Origin of the sequence: Falsiroseomonas tokyonensis, from assembly GCF_019024325.1 — a bacterium.
Classification (GTDB): domain Bacteria; phylum Pseudomonadota; class Alphaproteobacteria; order Acetobacterales; family Acetobacteraceae; genus Falsiroseomonas; species Falsiroseomonas tokyonensis.
The window spans coordinates 595,116-613,121 of the sequence record NZ_JAFNJS010000002.1; the positions used below are offsets into that span (position 1 = coordinate 595,116).

An 18,006-nucleotide genomic window follows, 5' to 3' on the forward strand; every position below is an offset into this window, starting at 1 on the left:
CTTCCCGGGCTGTTGTTGATGGGCTGGGGTTAGGGGCAGGCGCGGCGGGCGTCAACGCGCGGCAGGGGCTGCCCCTTTCGGTGGCATCTGCCCTGCCGGCCGGCAGGGACGCGGCGGCGGAGGGCCGCCGGCTTGTCCGGACAGCTTGCCGAAAAGGACGCGGCAGCGCAGATATCGCCCCAACGCGGCTGCCGCGCCAAGGTGCCGATCCACTGGGACCACCAAAGGGGAACCAAGACAATGCCGAACGCATTCCAGCCCTCCCGCCGCGCCGTCCTGCTGGGGGCTGCTGGCGCCTCCCTGGGCACCCTGGCCGCGCCTGGCCTGCTGCGCGCCCAGCCCGCCGCCATCAAGCTGGGCATCCTGCAGCCCGTCACCGGCGCCCTGGCGCAGGATGGCGAATATGGCCGCCTGGGCGCCGAGCTCGCGATCAACGAGATCAACCAGACCGGCGGCATCAAGTCCCTGGGCGGTGCGCAGATCCAGATGGTCTTCGGCGATGCCCGCTCCTCGCCCGAGGGTGGCACGGCGGAGGTGGAACGCATGCAGGCGGAGGGTGTGGTGGCCGTGGTCGGCGGCTTCGCCAGCCCGATCTGCCTCGCCTCCTCCCAGGCTGCGGCGCGCTACGACCTGCCCTATGTGGCGGATGTCGGCGTCTCGGATGCCATCGTCACGCGCGGGTTGAAGAATACGTTCCGCTTCTCGCCCGGCTTCGGCAGCATCACGGCCGCGGCGCTCGACAACCTGGTGAAGCTGAATGACGCGGCGGGCAAGCCGGCCAAGACCGTCGTGGTGGTGCATGAGGACGGGCTGTTCGGTTCCGGCATGGCGCGGCTGATGGGCGCGGAACTGCCGAAGCGCGGCTTCGAGGTGCTGGAGACGATCAGCCACCCGACGCCGGCGCGCGACATGTCCAATATCGCGCTGCGCATCCGCAGCCTGAACCCGGACCTGATCATCCCCTCCAGCTACTACGCCGAATTCGTGCTGCTGAGCCGTACGCTGCAGCAGCGCCGCATCCGGCCGAAGGGCATCTACTGCGTGCTGAACGGCGCCGCTTCCAACTACCGCTTCCTGCGCGAATTCCCGGAGGCGGCGAACCTGGTGATGGACGTGAATCACTGGGCCGACCCGCGCAAGCCGAAGACCGCCGAGCTGCGCCGCACGGTGGAGGCGCAGGGCCGTTTCTGGCTGTACAACACGCCGATGAACTACTCGGCCGTGATGCTGGTGGCCGATGCGCTGGAGCGCGCGGGCGCCGCCGACCGCGCCAAGCTGATCGAGGCGCTGGCGGCGACCGATGGCAAGTTCGACCGCCACATCATGCCCTATGGCCCGACGAACTTCGTCAATGGCCAGAACCAGGCGGGCCAGGCGGTGAATACCCAGGTGCAGGGCAACGACATCAAGGTGATCTTCCCGAGCGAATTCGCCGACGCCCAGGCCGTCTTCCCCTGGCCGGCCTGATATCGCCATGCCCTCAAACGCCGGGCGGCGGCCGTCCGGCCGCCTTGGCTTCGCCGCACGGGCGGCGGCGGCCATTCGGCCGCGCGGCGCGCTGAAGACGCGCGCCGCATGAGGTCCTTCCCCGCTGAGATCGTGATGGAGGCCGTGGCCAACGGCCTCCTCACCGGTGCCGTCTATGGGCTGGTCGCGCTCGGCCTGACCCTGGTCTATGGCGTGCTGCACATCATCAACTTCGCCCATGGCGCGCTGCTGACCCTCGCCATGTATGCCGCCTGGGTCTGCTGGGCGGCCTTCGGGCTCGACCCCTATGTGGCGATCCTGCCGCTGGTGCCGTTGTTCTTCGTGCTGGGCTATGCCGTGCAGCGTCTGGTGATCGGTCCGGCAAGCGGCGGCAACGACCAGAACATCCTGCTGGTGACGCTGGGCCTCTCCATCGTGCTGGAGAACGCCATGCTGGCGATCTTCCGCTCCGACACGCTCTCCGTGCAGGTCGACTACGCCATGGAGGTGATTGAGGCCGGCCCCATGCTGCTGTCCTTCCCGCGCGTCGTCGGCTTCGGCGTCGCCTTCGTGGTGGCGGCGGTGCTTTTCGTGCTGCTGCGGATGACCGATACCGGGCGCGCGATTCGCGCCGTGGCGAAGGAACGCACCGGCGCGGCGCTGGTCGGCATCGATGTCGGCCATGTTTATGCCGTGACCTTCGGCATCGGCACCGCCTGCCTGGCCGTCGCGGCCTGCCTGCTGCTGCCGTCCTTTTACGTGAATCCGCGCGTCGGCAATGCCTTCGTGCTGGTGGCCTTCACCATCGTCGTGCTGGGCGGCATGGGCAGCGTGCCCGGCGCGCTGCTGGGCGGGCTGGTGATCGGCGTGGTGGAGAGCCTGTCGGGCCTCTATCTTGGCGACAGCCTCGGCCAGCTCGGCATCTTCGTGATCTTCATCCTGGTGCTGCTGTTCAAGCCGACCGGCCTGTTCGGGGCACGCGCATGACGGCGCGGGATGTCTGGCCCATCCTGCTGTTCGGCGCGATCGCGGCCCTGCTGCCGCTTTTCGTCACCGCCGGCACGCTGCTGAATTTTGCGATCTTCACGCTGATCCTCTGCCTCGCCGCGCAGGGGTGGAACATCCTTGGCGGCTTCGGCGGGCAGTATTCCTTTGGCCACGCCGCCTTCTTCGGCACGGGCGCCTATGCGGCCGCGGTGCTGCAGGTGCGCTATGGCGTGAACCCCTACATCACCTTCCTGGCCGGCATCGCCCTGGCCGCGCTGGTGGGCTGGGTGATCGGTTTCCTGTCCTTCCGCTCCGGCCTGCGCGGCAGCTATTTCGCGCTGGTGACGCTGGCCTTTGCCGAGGTGTTTCGCGTGCTCGCCAATGCGGCGAGTTTCACCGGCGGTGCGGCGGGGCTGCTGATCCCGCTCGACCAGCGGCCGGCCAACTTCCAGTTCGAATCGCGCGGCTGGTTCTACCTAGTGGTGCTGGCGCTGGTCGTCGTGGCGCTGCTGCTGACCCGCGCGCTCGAACGCTCCCGCCTCGGCGCGCAGCTGGTCGCGGTGCGGGAGAATGAGGAAGCGGCCCGCGCCGTCGGCGTGGATGCGCTGCGGGTGAAGCTCTCGGCCATCACGCTCTCCGCGGCGATGACGGGTGCTGCAGGCGGGCTCTATGCGCAGTATTTCCTCTATCTCGACAGCACCATTGCCTATGGCACCTGGATTTCGGTGGAGGCGCTGCTGGCGCCGATCATCGGCGGGGCAGGGACCGTCTTCGGTCCGGTCATCGGCGCCGTCATCCTGCATACGCTGGCGGAGCTCACGCGCATGATGGTGGGGCGCATCCCGGGCATCGACTTGGTGATCTTCGGCGTGCTGCTGATTTTGGTGGTGCGCTACCCGCCGCGGCACCTGCTGCGCTTCCTACGGTGGCGCCGATGAGCTTTCTGCAAATCCGCAATGTCTCGATGCGCTTCGGCGGGCTGCTCGCCGTTTCCGACGCCAGCTTCGAGGTGGCGGAGGGCAGCATCACTGGGCTGATCGGGCCGAACGGCGCGGGCAAGACCACGCTGTTTGCCATCGTCTCCGGCTTCCAGAAGCCGACCAGCGGCCAGGTGCTGTGGAAGGGGGCCGAGATTACCGCGCGCCCGCCGCATCTGCTGGCCGCCGAGGGCCTGTCCCGCACCTTCCAGATCGTGCAGCCCTTCGCCGGGCTTTCGGTGCGGGAGAATATCGCGGTGGGTGCCTTCCTGCGCCACAAGCGCCGCGCTGATGCGATTGCGCTGGCGGAGCAGGTGGCGGAGCAGGTCGGCCTGACGGCCGAGCTCGACAAGCCCGCCGCCGCGCTCACCGTCTCCGGCCGCAAGCGCGTCGAACTCGGAAAGGCGCTGGCGACGCAGCCGAAACTGCTGCTGCTGGATGAGGTGCTGGCCGGGCTCAACCCCAGCGAGGTGCGCGACATCGTCCCCGTGGTGCGCGCCATCCGCGATTCCGGGGTGACGGTCCTGATGATCGAGCATGTCATGCAGGCCGTGATGAACCTCTGTGAATCGGTGCATGTGCTGGCCCAGGGCCGCATCATCGCCAGCGGCACGCCGGCCGAGGTCGTGGCGACGCCCGCGGTGGTGGAGGCCTATCTCGGCCACGGCGCGGCCGCGCGCCTGGCGGGAGGCGCGCATGCTTGAGGTGCGGGACCTGGTCGCAGGCTACGGGCTGACGCGGGTGCTGGAGGGTGTTTCTCTCGATGTCACCGCGGGCGAGATCGTCGCCGTGCTGGGATCGAACGGCGCCGGCAAGACCACGCTGAACATGGTGCTCTCCGGCCTGGTGAAGCCGCGCGACGGAGAGGTGCGCTTTGCGGGCGAACGAATCACCGGCCTGTCGCCGGCGCAGGTGATGGCGCGCGGGCTGATCCAGGTGCCGGAAGGCCGCAAGATATTTCCCAATCTGAACGTGCGGGAGAATCTGGAGCTGGGCTCCTACCGCCGCGCCAAGGCGAGCCGCGCGCAGAACCTGGAAAAGGTTTTTGAGACCTTCCCGCGCCTGCGCGAACGCGTGGCGCAGGCGGCCGGCACGCTCTCGGGTGGCGAGCAGCAGATGCTCGCCATCGGCCGCGGCATGATGGCGGAACCCAGGCTGCTGATCCTGGACGAGCCCTCGCTCGGCCTCTCGCCGCTGCTGGTGGAGGAGATGTTCACGCTGATCCGCCGGCTGCATGGCGAGGGCCTCGCCATCATGCTGGTGGAGCAGAATGTCGCGCAGTCGCTCGACATCGCGGATCGTGCCTATGTGCTGGAACACGGCGTCTTCGCACTTGCCGGCCCCGCGGCCGAAGTCCGGGAGAATCCGGAACTGAAGCGCGCCTATCTGGGTCTCTAGGGCCGAAAACTTGGGGAAGGAAAAAGCATCATGGCCATCGTGACGCCGGGCGTCGAACCCGCCTCCACGCTGCTCGCTGCGCCGCCGCCCTCCTGGCTCGGCGAATGGGCCGGCTTCGCGGCCCGCGCGCGCTTTGCCGAACTGCCGGCCGAGGTCGCGCAGCGCACGCGTCTCGCGCTGCTGGACTGCATCGGCGCCATCGCGGCCGGCGCGCAGGAAGCCGAGACCCAGGCGCTGGCGGCCCGCATGATCGCACGGGAAGGTGGCGGCGACGCGCCCGTCATCGGCTTCGCGGGCGGCGCGCGGCCCGGCACGGCGGCCTTCCTCAATGGCACCGCCGGCACGATGTTGGAGCTCGATGAGGGCAACCAGTATGCGCGCGGCCATCCGGCCATCCATGTGGTGCCGGCGCTGCTGGCGGCGCCGCGCGGTGATGGCGCGGGATTCCTGATGGCGCTGGCGCTGGGCTACGAGATGGGCAGCCGCGTCGGCATCGCCAGCAAGCTGAATGTCGCGATGCATCCCCACGGCACCTGGGGCACGCTTGGCGCGGCCGTGGCTGTAGCCAAGCTGCATGGCGCCAGTGCGGCAGAGTTCCGCGGCGTCATCAACATGGCCTCCTCGCTCGGCCTGGCGACCTCGCGCAACAACATGCTGGAGGGCGGCACGGTGCGGAACACCTATGCCGGCGTCTCCAATATGCTCGGCCTCACCGTGTGGGACCTGGCACGCGCGGGCTTCGAGGCGGAGCGCGACGGCGTCGCGACCATCTTCGGCAAGGTTTCGGCCAGCGATTTCCGGCCGGAAGAAATGGTGGCGGAACTCGGCACGCGCTGGGAGGTGGCACGCAACTACTTCAAGCGCCACGCTGCCTGCCGCTACACCCATGGCGCGCTAGATGCGCTGGCCCGCATCACGGCGAGCACCGGCAAGCTGGACCCGTCGCAGGTGAAGTCCATTGCCGTGCAGACCTATGTCTGGGCCGCACAGCTCGACAGCCCCGCGGCGCCGAACATGCTGGCGGCCAAGTTCAGCATTCCTTTCGCGCTGGCCACCTTCATCGTGCACGGCGCGGCTACCGTGCCCGCCTTCCGCGGGCCGGCTCGTGAAAATCCTGAGATCCTGGCGCTGGCTTCGCGCGTGACCGTTGACGAGGAAGCGGCGATGACCGCGCAGCTGCCGGGCCTGCGCCCCGCACGCGTCACCATCACCATGCAGGACGGCACGCGGCACGTGGCCGAGGTTACGACCAATCGCGGCGACACCGAGGACCCCTTCACCGAGGCCGAGGTGCGCGAGAAATTCCATGAATTGACCGACCCGGTCTATGGCCGCGAACGCGCCGCGGCAATCGAAGGCGCCGTGATGGGAATGGGGCCGCACACCGAGGCCTCCGCATTGGTGGAACTGTTGAAATCATGAGTCTGGATGCCGTCACGCTGGCCGTCCTCAAGGGGCGGCTGGAACAGATCGCCGATGAGATGGATGCGACGCTCTATCGCAGCGCCTTCAATCCCATCATCGCGGAGGCGCGGGATGCCTGCCACGGCCTGTACCAGGCCGAGACGGGTGCGACGCTGGTGCAGGGCACCAAGGGCCTGCCGATCTTCGTCGGCGCCATGTCCTTCGCTGTGCAGGCCGTCATCAAGCGCGTGCAGGCCGGCGCGGGGCTTGAGCCGGGCGATACCTTCATCTTCAACGACCCTTATGAGGGCGGCACGCACCTCAACGATTTCCGCCTGGTGCGCCCCGTGTTCCGGTCGGGAAAACTGTTCTGCTGGCTGGCGAGCGTTGGCCATTGGCTCGACATCGGCGGCAATGTGCCCGGCAACTACAATCCGCGCGCGACCGAAAGCCACCAGGAAGGCGTGCGCTTCCCGCCCGTGAAACTGTTCCGCGCGGGCGTGATCCAGCAGGACATCCTGGACATCCTCGCCGCCAATTCGCGCGTGCCGCAATCCAACTGGGGCGATCTCAACGGCCAGCTCAATGCGCTGGATCTCGGCGAGCGGCGCCTGCTGGAACTGCTCGACGATACCGGCGACGACGTGGTCGAGGCTGCCTTTGGCGCGCTGGCCGATCGCGCCGCCGCGCTGATGCAGGCGGAGGTCGAGGCGCTGCCGGATGGCCACTACGCCTTCGAGGATTACCTCGACAATGACGGCGTGGTGGATGAGCGGCTGACCATCGCGCTGGACATGACGGTGCAGGGCGGGCGGATGACGCTCGATTTCTCGCGCAGCTCCGCCGCCTGCCTCGGCCCGATCAATATCAGCTACGCGACATCCGTCGCCGCCTGCTACGTCGCGCTGAAGCACGCCTTTCCGGATGTGCCGGCCAATGCCGGCGTGCTGCGGCCGATCGACTTCGTGATTCCGGACAACTCGCTGCTGGCCGTCGGTCCGCCGCGGCCGGTGGCGGGCTACACCGAGACCATCCTGCGGCTGATCGGCGTGATCTTCGGCGCGCTCGGCAAGGCGATGCCGGACCGCGCCACCGCCGCGCCCTTCGGCACCATCAATGCGCTGTCGCTCTCCGGCCAGAAGCAGGACGGCACGCGCTGGGTGATGTTCTCCTTCTTCGGCGGCGGGCTCGGCGGTAATCCGGAGACGGATGGGCTGCACCACGCCAACAACCCGATCTCCACCGCGACGATTCCGCCGGCCGAGATCATGGAGGCCGCCTATCCCGTGATGTTCACGCAATGGGCGTTGCGGCCGGATAGCGGCGGCGCCGGGCTGCATCGCGGCGGCGTCGGCGCGGTCTATGAGATCGAGGCGCTGTCGCCCGGCACCACGGAAGTGGCACTGCTGGGCGAGCGTGGCCGCTACGCACCCTTCGGCGTGACCGGCGGCAGCGAAGGCGCGCTGAACCGCTTCACCTGGCAGGACGGCACCGGCTGGCAGACGCCGCCGATGGCCAGCAAGATCGTCGGCGTGAAGCTGCAGAAGGGCCAGCGGCTGCGGCTGGAAAGCCCGGGCGGCGGTGGCTGGGGGGACCCGAAGCAGCGGGCGAGGGAGGACGTGGCGCGCGACCTGCGCCTCGGCTTCGTGACGGCGGAAGTGGCGAAGCGCGAATACGGATACGAGGCATGAGCGGCGAGACCAAGGGCGGCCCGATCGTGGGTGTCGATGTCGGTGGCACTTTCACCGACCTGTTCCTGTTTGATCCCGCCAAGGGCACCTTCCGCACGGAGAAGGTGCCGTCCAATCGCGGTGACGAGGCGGTGGGCTTCATGTCCGGCCTGCGCAAGCTCGGCGGCCCCGCGGGCTTCGAGGCGATCGTGCATGGCACGACGGTCGGCACCAATGCGCTGCTGGAACGCAAGGGCTGCAAGCTCGGCATCATCACCACGGCTGGCTTCCGCGACGTGCTGGAAATGCGCCGGCGCGACCGGCGGCATACCTGGGGCCTCTGGGGCGATTTCCTGCCGGTGACAGAGCGCGACATGCGCCTGGAAGTGGCGGAGCGCGTGCTGGCGGATGGCACCATCCACACGGCGGTGCAGGCGGAGGAAGTCGCGGCCGTCGCGCGCGAACTCCTGGCGCGCGGCGCCGAGGCCTGCGCCATCATCTTCATCAACTCCTACGCCAATGCGGCGAATGAGCGCGCGGCGGCCGCGGCGGTGCGGGCCATCTGGCCGAATCCGCATGTCTCCGTGTCCTCGGAGATCCTGCCGGAGATCCGCGAATTCGAACGCGCCTCCACCACCGCGCTGAACGCCTATCTGCAGCCGGTGGTGGCGAGCTATCTCGGCAAGCTGGAATCGGCGCTTTCCGAGGACGGGTTCGGCGGCCGCTTCCACATCGTGCAGTCGAATGGCGGCATCATGTCGACCGCGACGGCGCGCAGCGTGCCGGTGCGCACGGCGCTGTCGGGCCCCGCGGCCGGTGTGATCGCGGCGGCGGCCATCGCCAAGGCGGCGGGGTTCGAGAATGCCATCACCTGCGACCTCGGCGGCACCAGCTTCGACGTCTCGCTGGTCAGCCGTGGGCGGATGGAGCTGGCAGCGCAGGCCACCATCGACTTCGGCCTGGTGATCCGCAGCCCGATGATCGAGATCACCACCATCGGCGCAGGCGGCGGCTCCATCGCCCATGTCGATCGCGGCGGGCTGCTGCAGGTGGGGCCGGAAAGCGCCGGCAGCCGCCCGGGCCCGGTCTGCTACGGCCAGGGCAATACGCGACCGACGCTGACGGATGCGAATGTGGTGCTCGGCCGCATCAATGCGGACCGGCCCATCGGCGGCGCGCTGGCGCGGCTGGATGTGGAGGGTGCGAAGGCGGCCATTGCCGAGCATGTCGGCAATCCCCTTGGCCTCGATGCCATGCAGGCGGCGGAGGCCATCGTGCGCCTGGCCAATGCGAAGATGGCCGGCGCCATCCGCCTGGTTTCCATTGAGCGCGGGCATGATCCGCAAAAATTCGTGGCGCTGCCCTTCGGTGGCGGCGGCGCGCTGCATGTCGGCGCGCTGATCAAGGAGGTTGGTCTGCGCGCCGCGCTGGTACCGCGCTTCCCGGGAGTGACCTCCGCCATCGGCTGCGTCATCGCCGATGTGCGGCACGACCAGGTGCGCACGCTGAACCTGAACCTGGACGGCATCGATGCCGCCGCGCTGGATACGCGGATGGTGGAGGAGGCCACCGCCGCCCGCGCCGTGGTGGATGGCGCCGGCCTGCCGGTGACACGGACGGAAATCCGCTTCGAGCTCGACATGCACTATGCCGGCCAGACCCATACGGTGGGCGTGCCGATCCCCGTGCATGTGATCGACGGCACCACGGGCGTCTCCGAGGCGATCATCCGCACCGCCTTCGAGGCCGCCTACCAGACCGCCTTCAGCCGGCTGCTGCCGGGCCTGCCGATCCGCATCGTCTCGCTGCGCACCGCGGCCATCGGCGTGCGGCCGGACTTTGACCTGAAGGCGCTGGCGCCGCCCAAGGATGCGACGGTGGAGGGCGCGGCGCGTGGCGTGCGGCAGGTGTGGTTCGACGGCGCCTGGCACACGGCGCAGGTCTGGTCGCGGCTGGACCTGCCGGAGGGTGCGCTTGTGCATGGCCCGGCGATCCTGGAACAGGGCGATGCCACGGTGGTGGTGGACCCGGACCTTGTCGCGCGCGTCGATGGCTATGGCAACCTGATCATCGAGCGGGAGTGACGCCATGCTGAGCGATACCGCGCTGCTGCTCTGCGACCTGCAGAACGACTTTATCCATCCCGATGGCGCCTATGGACGGGCCGGGCAGGGGGCGGCGGAGATCGCCGCCATTCCCGCGCGCCTGAAGCCGCTGGCGGACAAGGTGCGGGAGAAGGGCGGCTGGATCGCCTCCACCCACTTCACCCTGTTCACCGGCAAGCAGGGCGAACCCTTCATCGACCCGCATCTGCGTCACCTGCGCCCCTTCCTGAAGAAGGGCGACTTCGTGCAGGGCAGCTGGGGGCATGCGGTGGTGGAGGAACTCGCCCCCTCCGACCTTCCGGTGGAGAAGGTGGGCTACGACGCCTTCTACCAGACGCGCCTGGAATGGATTCTGCGCAAGGCGGGCGTGCGAAAGCTGCTGGTGGCGGGCATCGTCACAAATGGCGGCGTTTCCTCTACCGTGCGCGGCGCGCATGTGCGGGAATTCGATGTGACCGTGCTGGAGGATGCCTGCGCCGCCTTCTCCCGCGAGGTGCATGAGACGGCGATCGCGGCGCTGCGTCCGGTGGCGAAGATCAGCACCGTCGCGGCCGAGCTGGCGAAGCTGCAATGAGCATCAGCCGCGAACAGGATCCGGTCTTCGATGCCGAGGTGACCGTCGCCATCATCGGCGCCGGCGCCGCCGGCCTAGTCGCGGCGCTCGCCTGCCGCGGTGCTGGGGCGGAGCCGCTGGTGCTGGAGCGGGATGCGGTGCCGCGGGGCAGCACCTCGCTCTCCGCCGGCCTAATCCCGGCCGCCGGCACGCGCTTCCAGCGCGCGCACGGCATCGCCGATGATAGCGAGACCTTTGCGGCGGATATCCAGCGCAAGGCGCATGGCGAGGCCGAACCCGGCACCGTCGCGACCGTGGCGCGCGAAGCCGCGCCGACGCTGGAATGGCTGGCCGAAACCCACGGTCTCGACTTCAGCGTGGTGCATGATTTCGACTATCCCGGCCACAGCCGCCGCCGCATGCACGGCCTGCCCAGCCGCAGCGGCGCGGAGCTGGTGGACCGGCTGCGCACGGCGGCGGAGGCGGCGGAGGTGCCGCTGCTGACGGAAGCCCGCGTAACCACCCTGGTGCTCGACCAGCACGGCACGATCCGCGGCCTGGTGGCGCAGCGGCCGGATGGCACGCAGGAACGCATCGGCGCCAAGGCCATCGTGCTCGCCTGCTGCGGCTATGCCGGCAACAAGGCGCTGGTCGCGCGCTACATCCCCGACCTTGCGGAGGCGGTGTACTTCGGCCATCCCGGCAATGAGGGCGAGGCGCTCGCCTGGGGCGAGGCGCTGGGTGCCGAGCTGCGCGACATGACCGGCCACCAGGGCCACGGCTCCGTCGCACATCCGCAGGGCATCCTGGTGTCCTGGGCCGTCATCATGGAAGGCGGCTTCCAGGTGAATGCGCAGGGCGCGCGCTTCTGGAACGAATCCAGTGGCTATTCGGAAGCGGGTCGCGCCGTGATGGGCCAGCCCGACCACATCGCCTGGGACATTTTCGACGATCGCATCGCCGGCATCACGCGGCAGTTCGAGGATTTCCGGCAGGCGGAGGCGCAGGGCGCCGTGCTGCGGGCCGACAGCATCGCGGAACTCGCGCGGATGACGAAACTGCCTCTGGAGTCAGAGATGCAGACGGTGGCTGCGTTGAAACAGGCCGGCGCCACCGATGGGTTCGGTCGCAACTGGGCCGGTGTGGCGCAGCTCGCGCCGCCCTATTGCGCCGTGCGCGTCACCGGCGCGCTGTTCCACAGCCAGGGCGGCATGGTGGTGGACGATCGGGCGCGGGTGCGTCTTGCCGCCGGCGGGATCGTGCCGAATCTCTTTGCCGCCGGCGGGGCCGCCTGTGGCGTATCCGGGCCGGACGCTTCGGGCTACCTTTCGGGAAATGGCTTGCTCACCGCCGTCACCCTCGGCCGCATCGCCGGGGAAGAGGCAGCGAGGCTCGCCCAAGCTTAAGGGACGGACCAGGATGGACGTGAACGTCACGCAGACGGCTGAGGACCAGTTCGGCATCGGCCAGCCGGTGCGGCGGAAGGAGGATGTCCGCCTGCTGACCGGTGCCGGCCGCTACACGGACGACATCAACCTGCCCGGACAGGCGCATCTCGCCATCCTGCGTTCGCCGCATGCCCATGCGCGCATCCTCTCCCTCGATACCAGTGCGGCCAAGGCGGCGCCGGGCGTGCTGCTGGTGCTGACCGGGCATGATGCGGCGGCCGATGGGCTCGGCCTTTTCCCAGTGATGGTGGAGGTGCCACCGATGGCCGGCACGCCGCCGCTCTATGCGCCGCCGCGCCAAATCCTGCAGACCGAGGCGGTGCGCTTCGTCGGCGACCCCGTCGTCGCCATCGTCGCCGAGACCCGCGCGCAGGCGATGGACGCCGCGGAGCTGGTCGAGATCGACTACGAGATGCTGCCCTCCATCACCGACACGGCGCGCGCCCTGGATGCCGATGCGCCGGTGATCTGGCCGGAGCGTGGAAGCAACCTCTGCGTCACCTGGTCGAATGGCCGCCAGGCGGAGACGGATGCGGCCTTCGCCAAGGCGCATACCATCGCGCGCGTCGAGCTGGTGCAGAACCGCCTCGTCGGCAATCCGATGGAGCCCCGCGTGGCCGTCGGCGCCTTCGACACCGAGCGCGACCGCTACGAGCTGCACAGCCCGAGCCAGGGCGTGATGAAGGTGCGGGAGTCCCTCGCCAAATTCATCTTCCAGATCCCGATGGAGAAGCTGCGCGTCGTCTCCCTCGATGTCGGCGGCGGTTTTGGCCTGCGCGGCAAGAATTTTCCTGAATCTGCCATGGTGCTCTGGGCCGCGAAGAAGCTGGGCCGGCCGGTGAAGTGGCGTGCGGATCGGACGGAGACCTTCCTGTCCGATCCGCATGGCCGCGACCATGTCACGAGGGCCGAGATGGCCTTCGACGCGAATGGCAAGGCGCTCGGCATGCGCACCAAGACCATGGCGGCGATGGGCGCCTACCTGTTCGATTTCGGCCCGCGCATCCCGACCGTCGCCGGCGCGCGTATCGCGGGCACGGTCTATGACCTGCAGGCGGTGAACCTGCAGGTGCAGTGCGTCTTCACCAATACGCATTCGACGGATGCCTATCGCGGCGCCGGCCGGCCGGAGATCGCCTATACCGTCGAACGCCTGCTGGATGTCGGCGCGAAGATGTTCGGGCTGGAGAAGGACGAGATCCGCCGGCGCAACTACATCCGCCCGGACCAGATGCCCTATGTGAACTGCGTCGGCAACGAGCTGGACAGCGGCGACTTCGCCGGCACGCAGCAGATGGCGCTGGACCTCGCGGATTGGACCGGCTTCGCCGCGCGTCGCGCCGCCTCCGAGGCGCGCGGCAAGAAGCGCGGCCGCGGCATCGGCTATTTCATCGAGGCCTCGGGCGGCCAGCCGCAGGAATGGGCGCGGCTGCACATGACCGCCGATGGCAAGGCGCGGCTACATGTCGGCACCTTCAGCCACGGCCAGGGGCACGAGACCGCCTTCGCGCAGATCGTCCATGCGCGCCTCGGCATTCCCTTCGGCGATATCGAGCTGGTGCAGGGCGACACCGACCAGGTGGAGCAGGGGTTCGGCACCGGCGGCTCCCGCTCCTCCCAGATGGGCGGCGTCGCGACCTCGCGTGCTTCGGAGGCCGTGCTCGCCAAGGCGAAGCGCATCGCGGCGCATCTGCTGGAAGCGGCCGTGGCGGATGTGGAGCTGCAGGCCGGCCGCTTCGTCGTGGCCGGCACGGATCTCGCCGTGACCTGGAAGCAGGTCGCCGCCGCGGCGCAGAACCCGCCGGAGGGCGAGGAACCGGGCCTCGATGAGCAGGTGCTCTATAAGCGCAGCACCGAATGCAACTTCCCCAACGGCTGCCATGTGGCGGAGGTGGAGATCGACCCGGAGACGGGCGTGCTGACGGTCGACCGCTACGCCGCCGTGGACGACGTGGGCAATGTCATCAATCCCATGCTGGTGCATGGCCAGTCGCATGGCGGCATCGCCCAGGGCCTCGGCCAGGCGGTGCTGGAACATGCGGTGTACGACCGTGAGTCAGGTCAGTTCCTGACCGCCACCTTCCAGGACTATGCGATGCCGCGCGCCCAGGACCTGCCGGACCTGGCCATCGGCTTCAACATCGTCCCGACGCCGATCAACGAGCTCGGCGTAAAGGGCGCGGGGGAGGGTGGCGCCTGCGGCGCGCCGCCGGCCATCGTCTCGGCCGCCTGCGATGCGCTCGGCCTGGATCACATCGACATGCCGCTGACGCCGGAGCGCGTCTGGCGGGCGTTCCACCGCTAATCGGCGAAGGTCAGGCGCGGCTCGGCACCCCCGCCGGGCCGCACCCGCTGCTCCACCGTCTCCGCATTGCGGGTGGCGAGCCACAGAGCAAAAGCCTGCTGCGCCGTCTCGCTGCCTTCCAGGTCGGCGGCATCGGGGCGCAGCGAAGGCTTCGGCAGCGGCGCCCCATCCCAGGCGGCACTGACAAAAATCTGGTCCGTGGCGTAGCTCGCCTGGACGCGGATCTCGCCCTCGCCACGTTCGGCCAGCAACTCCTCCAGCTCCAGCAGCGCATGGCCGATGCGGCTCATCGTCTCCCGCCGCGCACCCCAGCGGCCGCCCAGCGCCTCCACCTCGTCCAGCAGGGCCTGGTTCATCCCGGCGCCAGGGCGGATGGTGAACGTGGCGCGCTGCGCCACCAGCGGCGCCGTGACCAGGTTCAGCAGGATGGCGATCAGCGCGCCGGCGGTGACCGGCGCCTTCAGCATCGGCGGCAGCAGCTGTTCCAGCACCGGCACGTTCAGCAGCGTGGCCAGGCCGAGGGCCAAGCCGAGCCCCACGGTGAAGGTGCGCCGCGCATCCAGCATCCGCGCGCCCATCAGCTGGCAGCCGGTCGCAATCATGAAGCAGCAGACATAGAGCAGCATGGCCGCTTCCACCGGCTCCGGCAGTTCCAGCAGCAGGGCCAGCAGCTTCGGGCAGCAGGCCAGCAGCAGCAGGGCGACGCTGCCCCAGATGGCGACGCGCCGCGCCAGCACGCGGGTTGCGATGGACAGGCCGACGCAGGCCGAGGAACTGCCCGCCGGCATGGCGCCGCCCAGCGCCGAAAGGCCGAAGGCGGCGCTATAGGCCAGCAGGCCGCGGCGGATCGGCGGCGTATCCGGCCGCCGCCAGCTGCCATCCGCCGCGCGCTGGAAGGCCACCAGATCCCCGGTCCAGGAGGCGAAGGAAGCGAAGAGCGCGACCATGAAGGCCGGCAGCATCCCGGGATCCAGCCCGCCGAAGGCGGGGAGGGAAGGGCTAGGCAGCGCGAACCAGGGCGCCTCGCGCAGCATCGACCCGTCGCTGAGCCCGATGCCATAGGGCACGGCGACCAGCGTGCCCGCCACCGCGCCCACCAGCACCGCGAAGCGCGCCAGCCGCCCGCCGGACAGCGCCACCGCCATCATGCCCAGCAGCGTCACCACCGTCACCGCCGCCGGCTCCGGCGTGGTGCCGGTGGAGGCGAAGGCACGCGGCAGCAGGCTGACGCCGATCAGCAGCACGACCACGCCGGCCACCTCCGGCGGGATCACCTTCTGAAGCCGCCGCAGCGTGCCGGCCAGCAGCATGCCGATCAGCCCGGTCAGCGCCGCGGCGATGGACACCATCTCCAGGCTCGCCGAGGAGGCGGCGGCGAGATAGACCGCGACGAAGACCGGGGAAGGGATGGCCGCGATCGGATAGCCGGACCCGATCGGCCCGCGCGTCAGCACCTGCAGCAGCCCGGTCAGCGCCAGGGCAACGACGGAGAGGCTGACGAAATTCAGCACATCCAGCGGCAGCAGCCCGAATTGCGCGCCCACCAGCCCCGGCAGGATCAGGTAGATCGACTGGATGCCGATCTGCTGAGCCGCCAGCCCCGCCGTCTGCAGGATGCCGGGCCGGCCGTCGATGCCGTGTTCCAGCTGCGCGGGGCGGGTGGTGGGGCGGTCGTTGCGCGGTGCCTGCAGCCAGCGTGGCAGCGCCTGCGCCAGGAAAGCGGAAAAGGATCTTGGGGGAATGCGCCAATTCCTCGCAGCAGTCATGGGGAGAACAGTTCGAGTTGCAAACGTCCTGCATGGCCAGCCGGAGGAGGCGCGGCCTATTGCGGGCGCATTGCACCAGGTGACAGCATCGCGAGACCGCCGGATCGGGCTTCCCGTTTTAGTGATGGCTCATACGGGCAGAAGGCCATCTTTCTGTAAAGACTTCCTTTGCCTTGCCGCCTGCTGGAAAGCGGGACGGCTAGGCCAGGCTGAGCTGCGCCTGGCGCCGGACCAGCCACACCGCACGCTCGAACTGCGCCGTGGCGGCCAGCAGCAGGGCGCGGGCCTCGGCCGTCAGCTCCGGCTCGCGTTCCGCCAGGCGCTGACGCAGCCCGGCCATCAGCGTGCCGCGGTCATCGGCCATGTCGCGCAGCATCTCGGCATCCGTGGCATCCCGGGCCTCCGCCAGGGCGCCGAGCAGCAGGTGCAGCGCCTCCGCAAGCCGTTCCAGCGTCGGGCGCAGCGGCGCGGCCGCCGTGCCCTGCCGCGCGGTGGCGGCGAATTCGCTCAGGGTCTCCCGCAGCGCGGCCAGGCCGGCATTCGCCGCCTCCAGCGCCAGCACGCGGTCGAGCACATCGCGGTCGCCGCCGCGCGTCAGCAGCTCCGCCAGGAAGCGGCCGATGGCGCCCTCCAGCGCGCGGCTCGCGGCCTGGCCGGTGCCGGCGGGTTCGGGCGGCAGCTCCGGCTCGGCGCGCAGCGGGTCGACGAAGGCGGGCAGGCGCAGCGCCAGGCGCTGCTGCTCGCGCGCCACCAGTTCCAGCGCCGTCGGCGGGTCGTCCAGTGCGCGGTCATAGAGGAATTGCGGGCGGGACGCCGCCTCGGCCGGGCTGTCGGGGCAGAGCCGGGTCAGCAGCGCCGCCATGGAGGCCGGTGCCATCACGCCGAGCAGCGCGGAGACCAGCTGCAGCAGCAGGAACAGCAGCCCGATGCGCGCCTGCGGATCCGGCGCCAGCTCCGTCGTCGCGGCCAGCACCAGCGGCAGGCCGGCCAGGCGCTCCAGCACGAAAAGGCCGAGGAACAGCGCCGCCCCCGCCGCCTTTACCAGCGCCTGGAACACCGCCAGGCGCCGCGCCGCGCCGGCAAGACCCGCAGACAGCAGCAGCACCGCGCCGCCGGAGCCGAGCGAGGCGCCATAGACCGCCAGCGCCGCCTGTTCGAAGCCGAGCAGGCCCGCCGCATGCAGCGTCAGCGCCAGGATGCTGACGGTGGAGGAGGACTGGGCGAGAAGCGTCACCCCCGCGCCGGCCAGGAAGGGCAGAGCGAGCCCGGCGCCGCCGGCCATGCTCGCCAGCAGCGGTAGCTCGCGCAGCGGCACGGCCGCGGTCTTCAGCAGGTCGAGGCCCAGGAACATCAGCGCCAGGCCCAGCAGGGCGCCGAGCGCCGGCTTCAGCCGGCCGCTGCGATCCAGGTTCAGCGCGCTGCTCAGCCCGACCAGGCCGATCAGCCACAGCACCGCCAGGCGGATATCCACCGTCGCGAGCAGCACCAGCCCGGCCGTGCCCGGATTGGCGAAGGCCGCGATCGGCAAGGCGCGGCGCAGGCCCAGCAGGCCGGATTGGATCATCGCGGTCAGGATGAAGGTGACCGCATTGCTGGATTGGGTGAGGCCGCCCAGCAGCAGGCCGGTGGCTGCGGCGCGCAGCGGGTTGCTGGTGGCGTGCGCCACCACGGCACGCATCCGCGGCCCCGCCAGCGCCTGAAGACTGCTTCCCAGGCCCTTGATGCCGATGAGGAAAAGGCCGATGCCGCCCAGCAGCGCCGCGATCAGCTCCATCGGTTCGTCACGGGCTTGGCTTCATATCAGGTGTCATCTATCAGTCATAAATCACGGATATTCATGGAATTTTGCCAGAACGGCGCTGCCCGCGCCATGGCCAGGTCCAGATCCGGGGTCGCGGCTTGGCCCGGGGGACGCGACAAGCGCCG

Annotated in this window: 13 protein-coding genes; 11 read left to right on the forward strand and 2 right to left on the reverse strand. The window is 69.6% G+C overall.

Translation table 11 applies throughout. The features are described 5' to 3' along the window. The first annotated feature begins 240 nt into the window (after nt 1-240). The 11 genes from J3S20_RS09045 to J3S20_RS09095 all read left to right on the forward strand — a co-directional run bounded on the left by J3S20_RS09045 (nt 241) and on the right by J3S20_RS09095 (nt 14,314). Nucleotides 241-1,467 (forward strand): ABC transporter substrate-binding protein, encoded by a 1,227-nt coding sequence (locus tag J3S20_RS09045; RefSeq protein WP_216836111.1) that lies wholly within the window; start codon nt 241-243, stop codon nt 1,465-1,467. Nucleotides 1,468-1,575: 108 nt separating this feature from the next. Beyond that, the gene (locus J3S20_RS09050) at nt 1,576-2,454 is read left to right on the forward strand and encodes a branched-chain amino acid ABC transporter permease (RefSeq protein ID WP_216836112.1); all 879 of its coding nucleotides are present in this window, start codon (nt 1,576-1,578) and stop codon (nt 2,452-2,454) included. Continuing rightward, nucleotides 2,451-3,392, forward strand: coding sequence for a branched-chain amino acid ABC transporter permease (locus J3S20_RS09055; protein ID WP_216836113.1), 942 nt, complete (start codon nt 2,451-2,453; stop codon nt 3,390-3,392). The genes J3S20_RS09050 and J3S20_RS09055 overlap by 4 nt, the downstream gene beginning before the upstream one ends. Further along, nucleotides 3,389-4,135, forward strand: a complete 747-nt coding sequence (locus tag J3S20_RS09060) for an ABC transporter ATP-binding protein (RefSeq protein WP_216836114.1) — start codon at nt 3,389-3,391, stop codon at nt 4,133-4,135. Before J3S20_RS09055 ends, J3S20_RS09060 begins: the two co-directional genes overlap by 4 nt. Next, on the forward strand, nt 4,128-4,829 hold the full coding sequence (locus J3S20_RS09065; protein WP_216836115.1) for an ABC transporter ATP-binding protein: 702 nt from the start codon (nt 4,128-4,130) through the stop codon (nt 4,827-4,829). Before J3S20_RS09060 ends, J3S20_RS09065 begins: the two co-directional genes overlap by 8 nt. A 30-nt stretch (nt 4,830-4,859) precedes the next feature. After that, a complete protein-coding gene (locus J3S20_RS09070) occupies nt 4,860-6,251 on the forward strand; it encodes an MmgE/PrpD family protein (protein WP_216836116.1) in 1,392 nt (463 codons plus the stop codon). Continuing rightward, nucleotides 6,248-7,924, forward strand: coding sequence for a hydantoinase B/oxoprolinase family protein (locus J3S20_RS09075; RefSeq protein ID WP_216836117.1), 1,677 nt, complete (start codon nt 6,248-6,250; stop codon nt 7,922-7,924). Before J3S20_RS09070 ends, J3S20_RS09075 begins: the two co-directional genes overlap by 4 nt. Next, nucleotides 7,921-9,987 carry a hydantoinase/oxoprolinase family protein gene (locus tag J3S20_RS09080; RefSeq protein WP_216836118.1) on the forward strand — a complete coding sequence of 689 codons (2,067 nt, stop codon included), beginning with the start codon at nt 7,921-7,923 and terminating at the stop codon, nt 9,985-9,987. The genes J3S20_RS09075 and J3S20_RS09080 overlap by 4 nt, the downstream gene beginning before the upstream one ends. A gap of 4 nt (nt 9,988-9,991) precedes the next feature. Beyond that, complete coding sequence (locus J3S20_RS09085) at nt 9,992-10,582, forward strand: cysteine hydrolase (protein WP_216836119.1); 591 nt, start codon at nt 9,992-9,994, stop codon at nt 10,580-10,582. Continuing rightward, nucleotides 10,579-11,967, forward strand: a complete 1,389-nt coding sequence (locus J3S20_RS09090; protein WP_216836120.1) for an FAD-dependent oxidoreductase — start codon at nt 10,579-10,581, stop codon at nt 11,965-11,967. Before J3S20_RS09085 ends, J3S20_RS09090 begins: the two co-directional genes overlap by 4 nt. A 13-nt stretch (nt 11,968-11,980) precedes the next feature. Next, on the forward strand, nt 11,981-14,314 hold the full coding sequence (locus J3S20_RS09095; protein ID WP_216836121.1) for a xanthine dehydrogenase family protein molybdopterin-binding subunit: 2,334 nt from the start codon (nt 11,981-11,983) through the stop codon (nt 14,312-14,314). Here the strand turns inward: J3S20_RS09095 and J3S20_RS09100 are convergent. Next, complete coding sequence (locus J3S20_RS09100; protein WP_216836122.1) at nt 14,311-16,080, reverse strand: solute carrier family 23 protein; 1,770 nt, start codon at nt 16,078-16,080, stop codon at nt 14,311-14,313. The genes J3S20_RS09095 and J3S20_RS09100 overlap by 4 nt on opposite strands. Nucleotides 16,081-16,279: 199 nt before the next feature. Continuing rightward, nucleotides 16,280-17,854 carry a Na/Pi symporter gene (locus J3S20_RS09105; protein ID WP_216836123.1) on the reverse strand — a complete coding sequence of 525 codons (1,575 nt, stop codon included), beginning with the start codon at nt 17,852-17,854 and terminating at the stop codon, nt 16,280-16,282. Nucleotides 17,855-18,006: the final 152 nt, after the last annotated feature.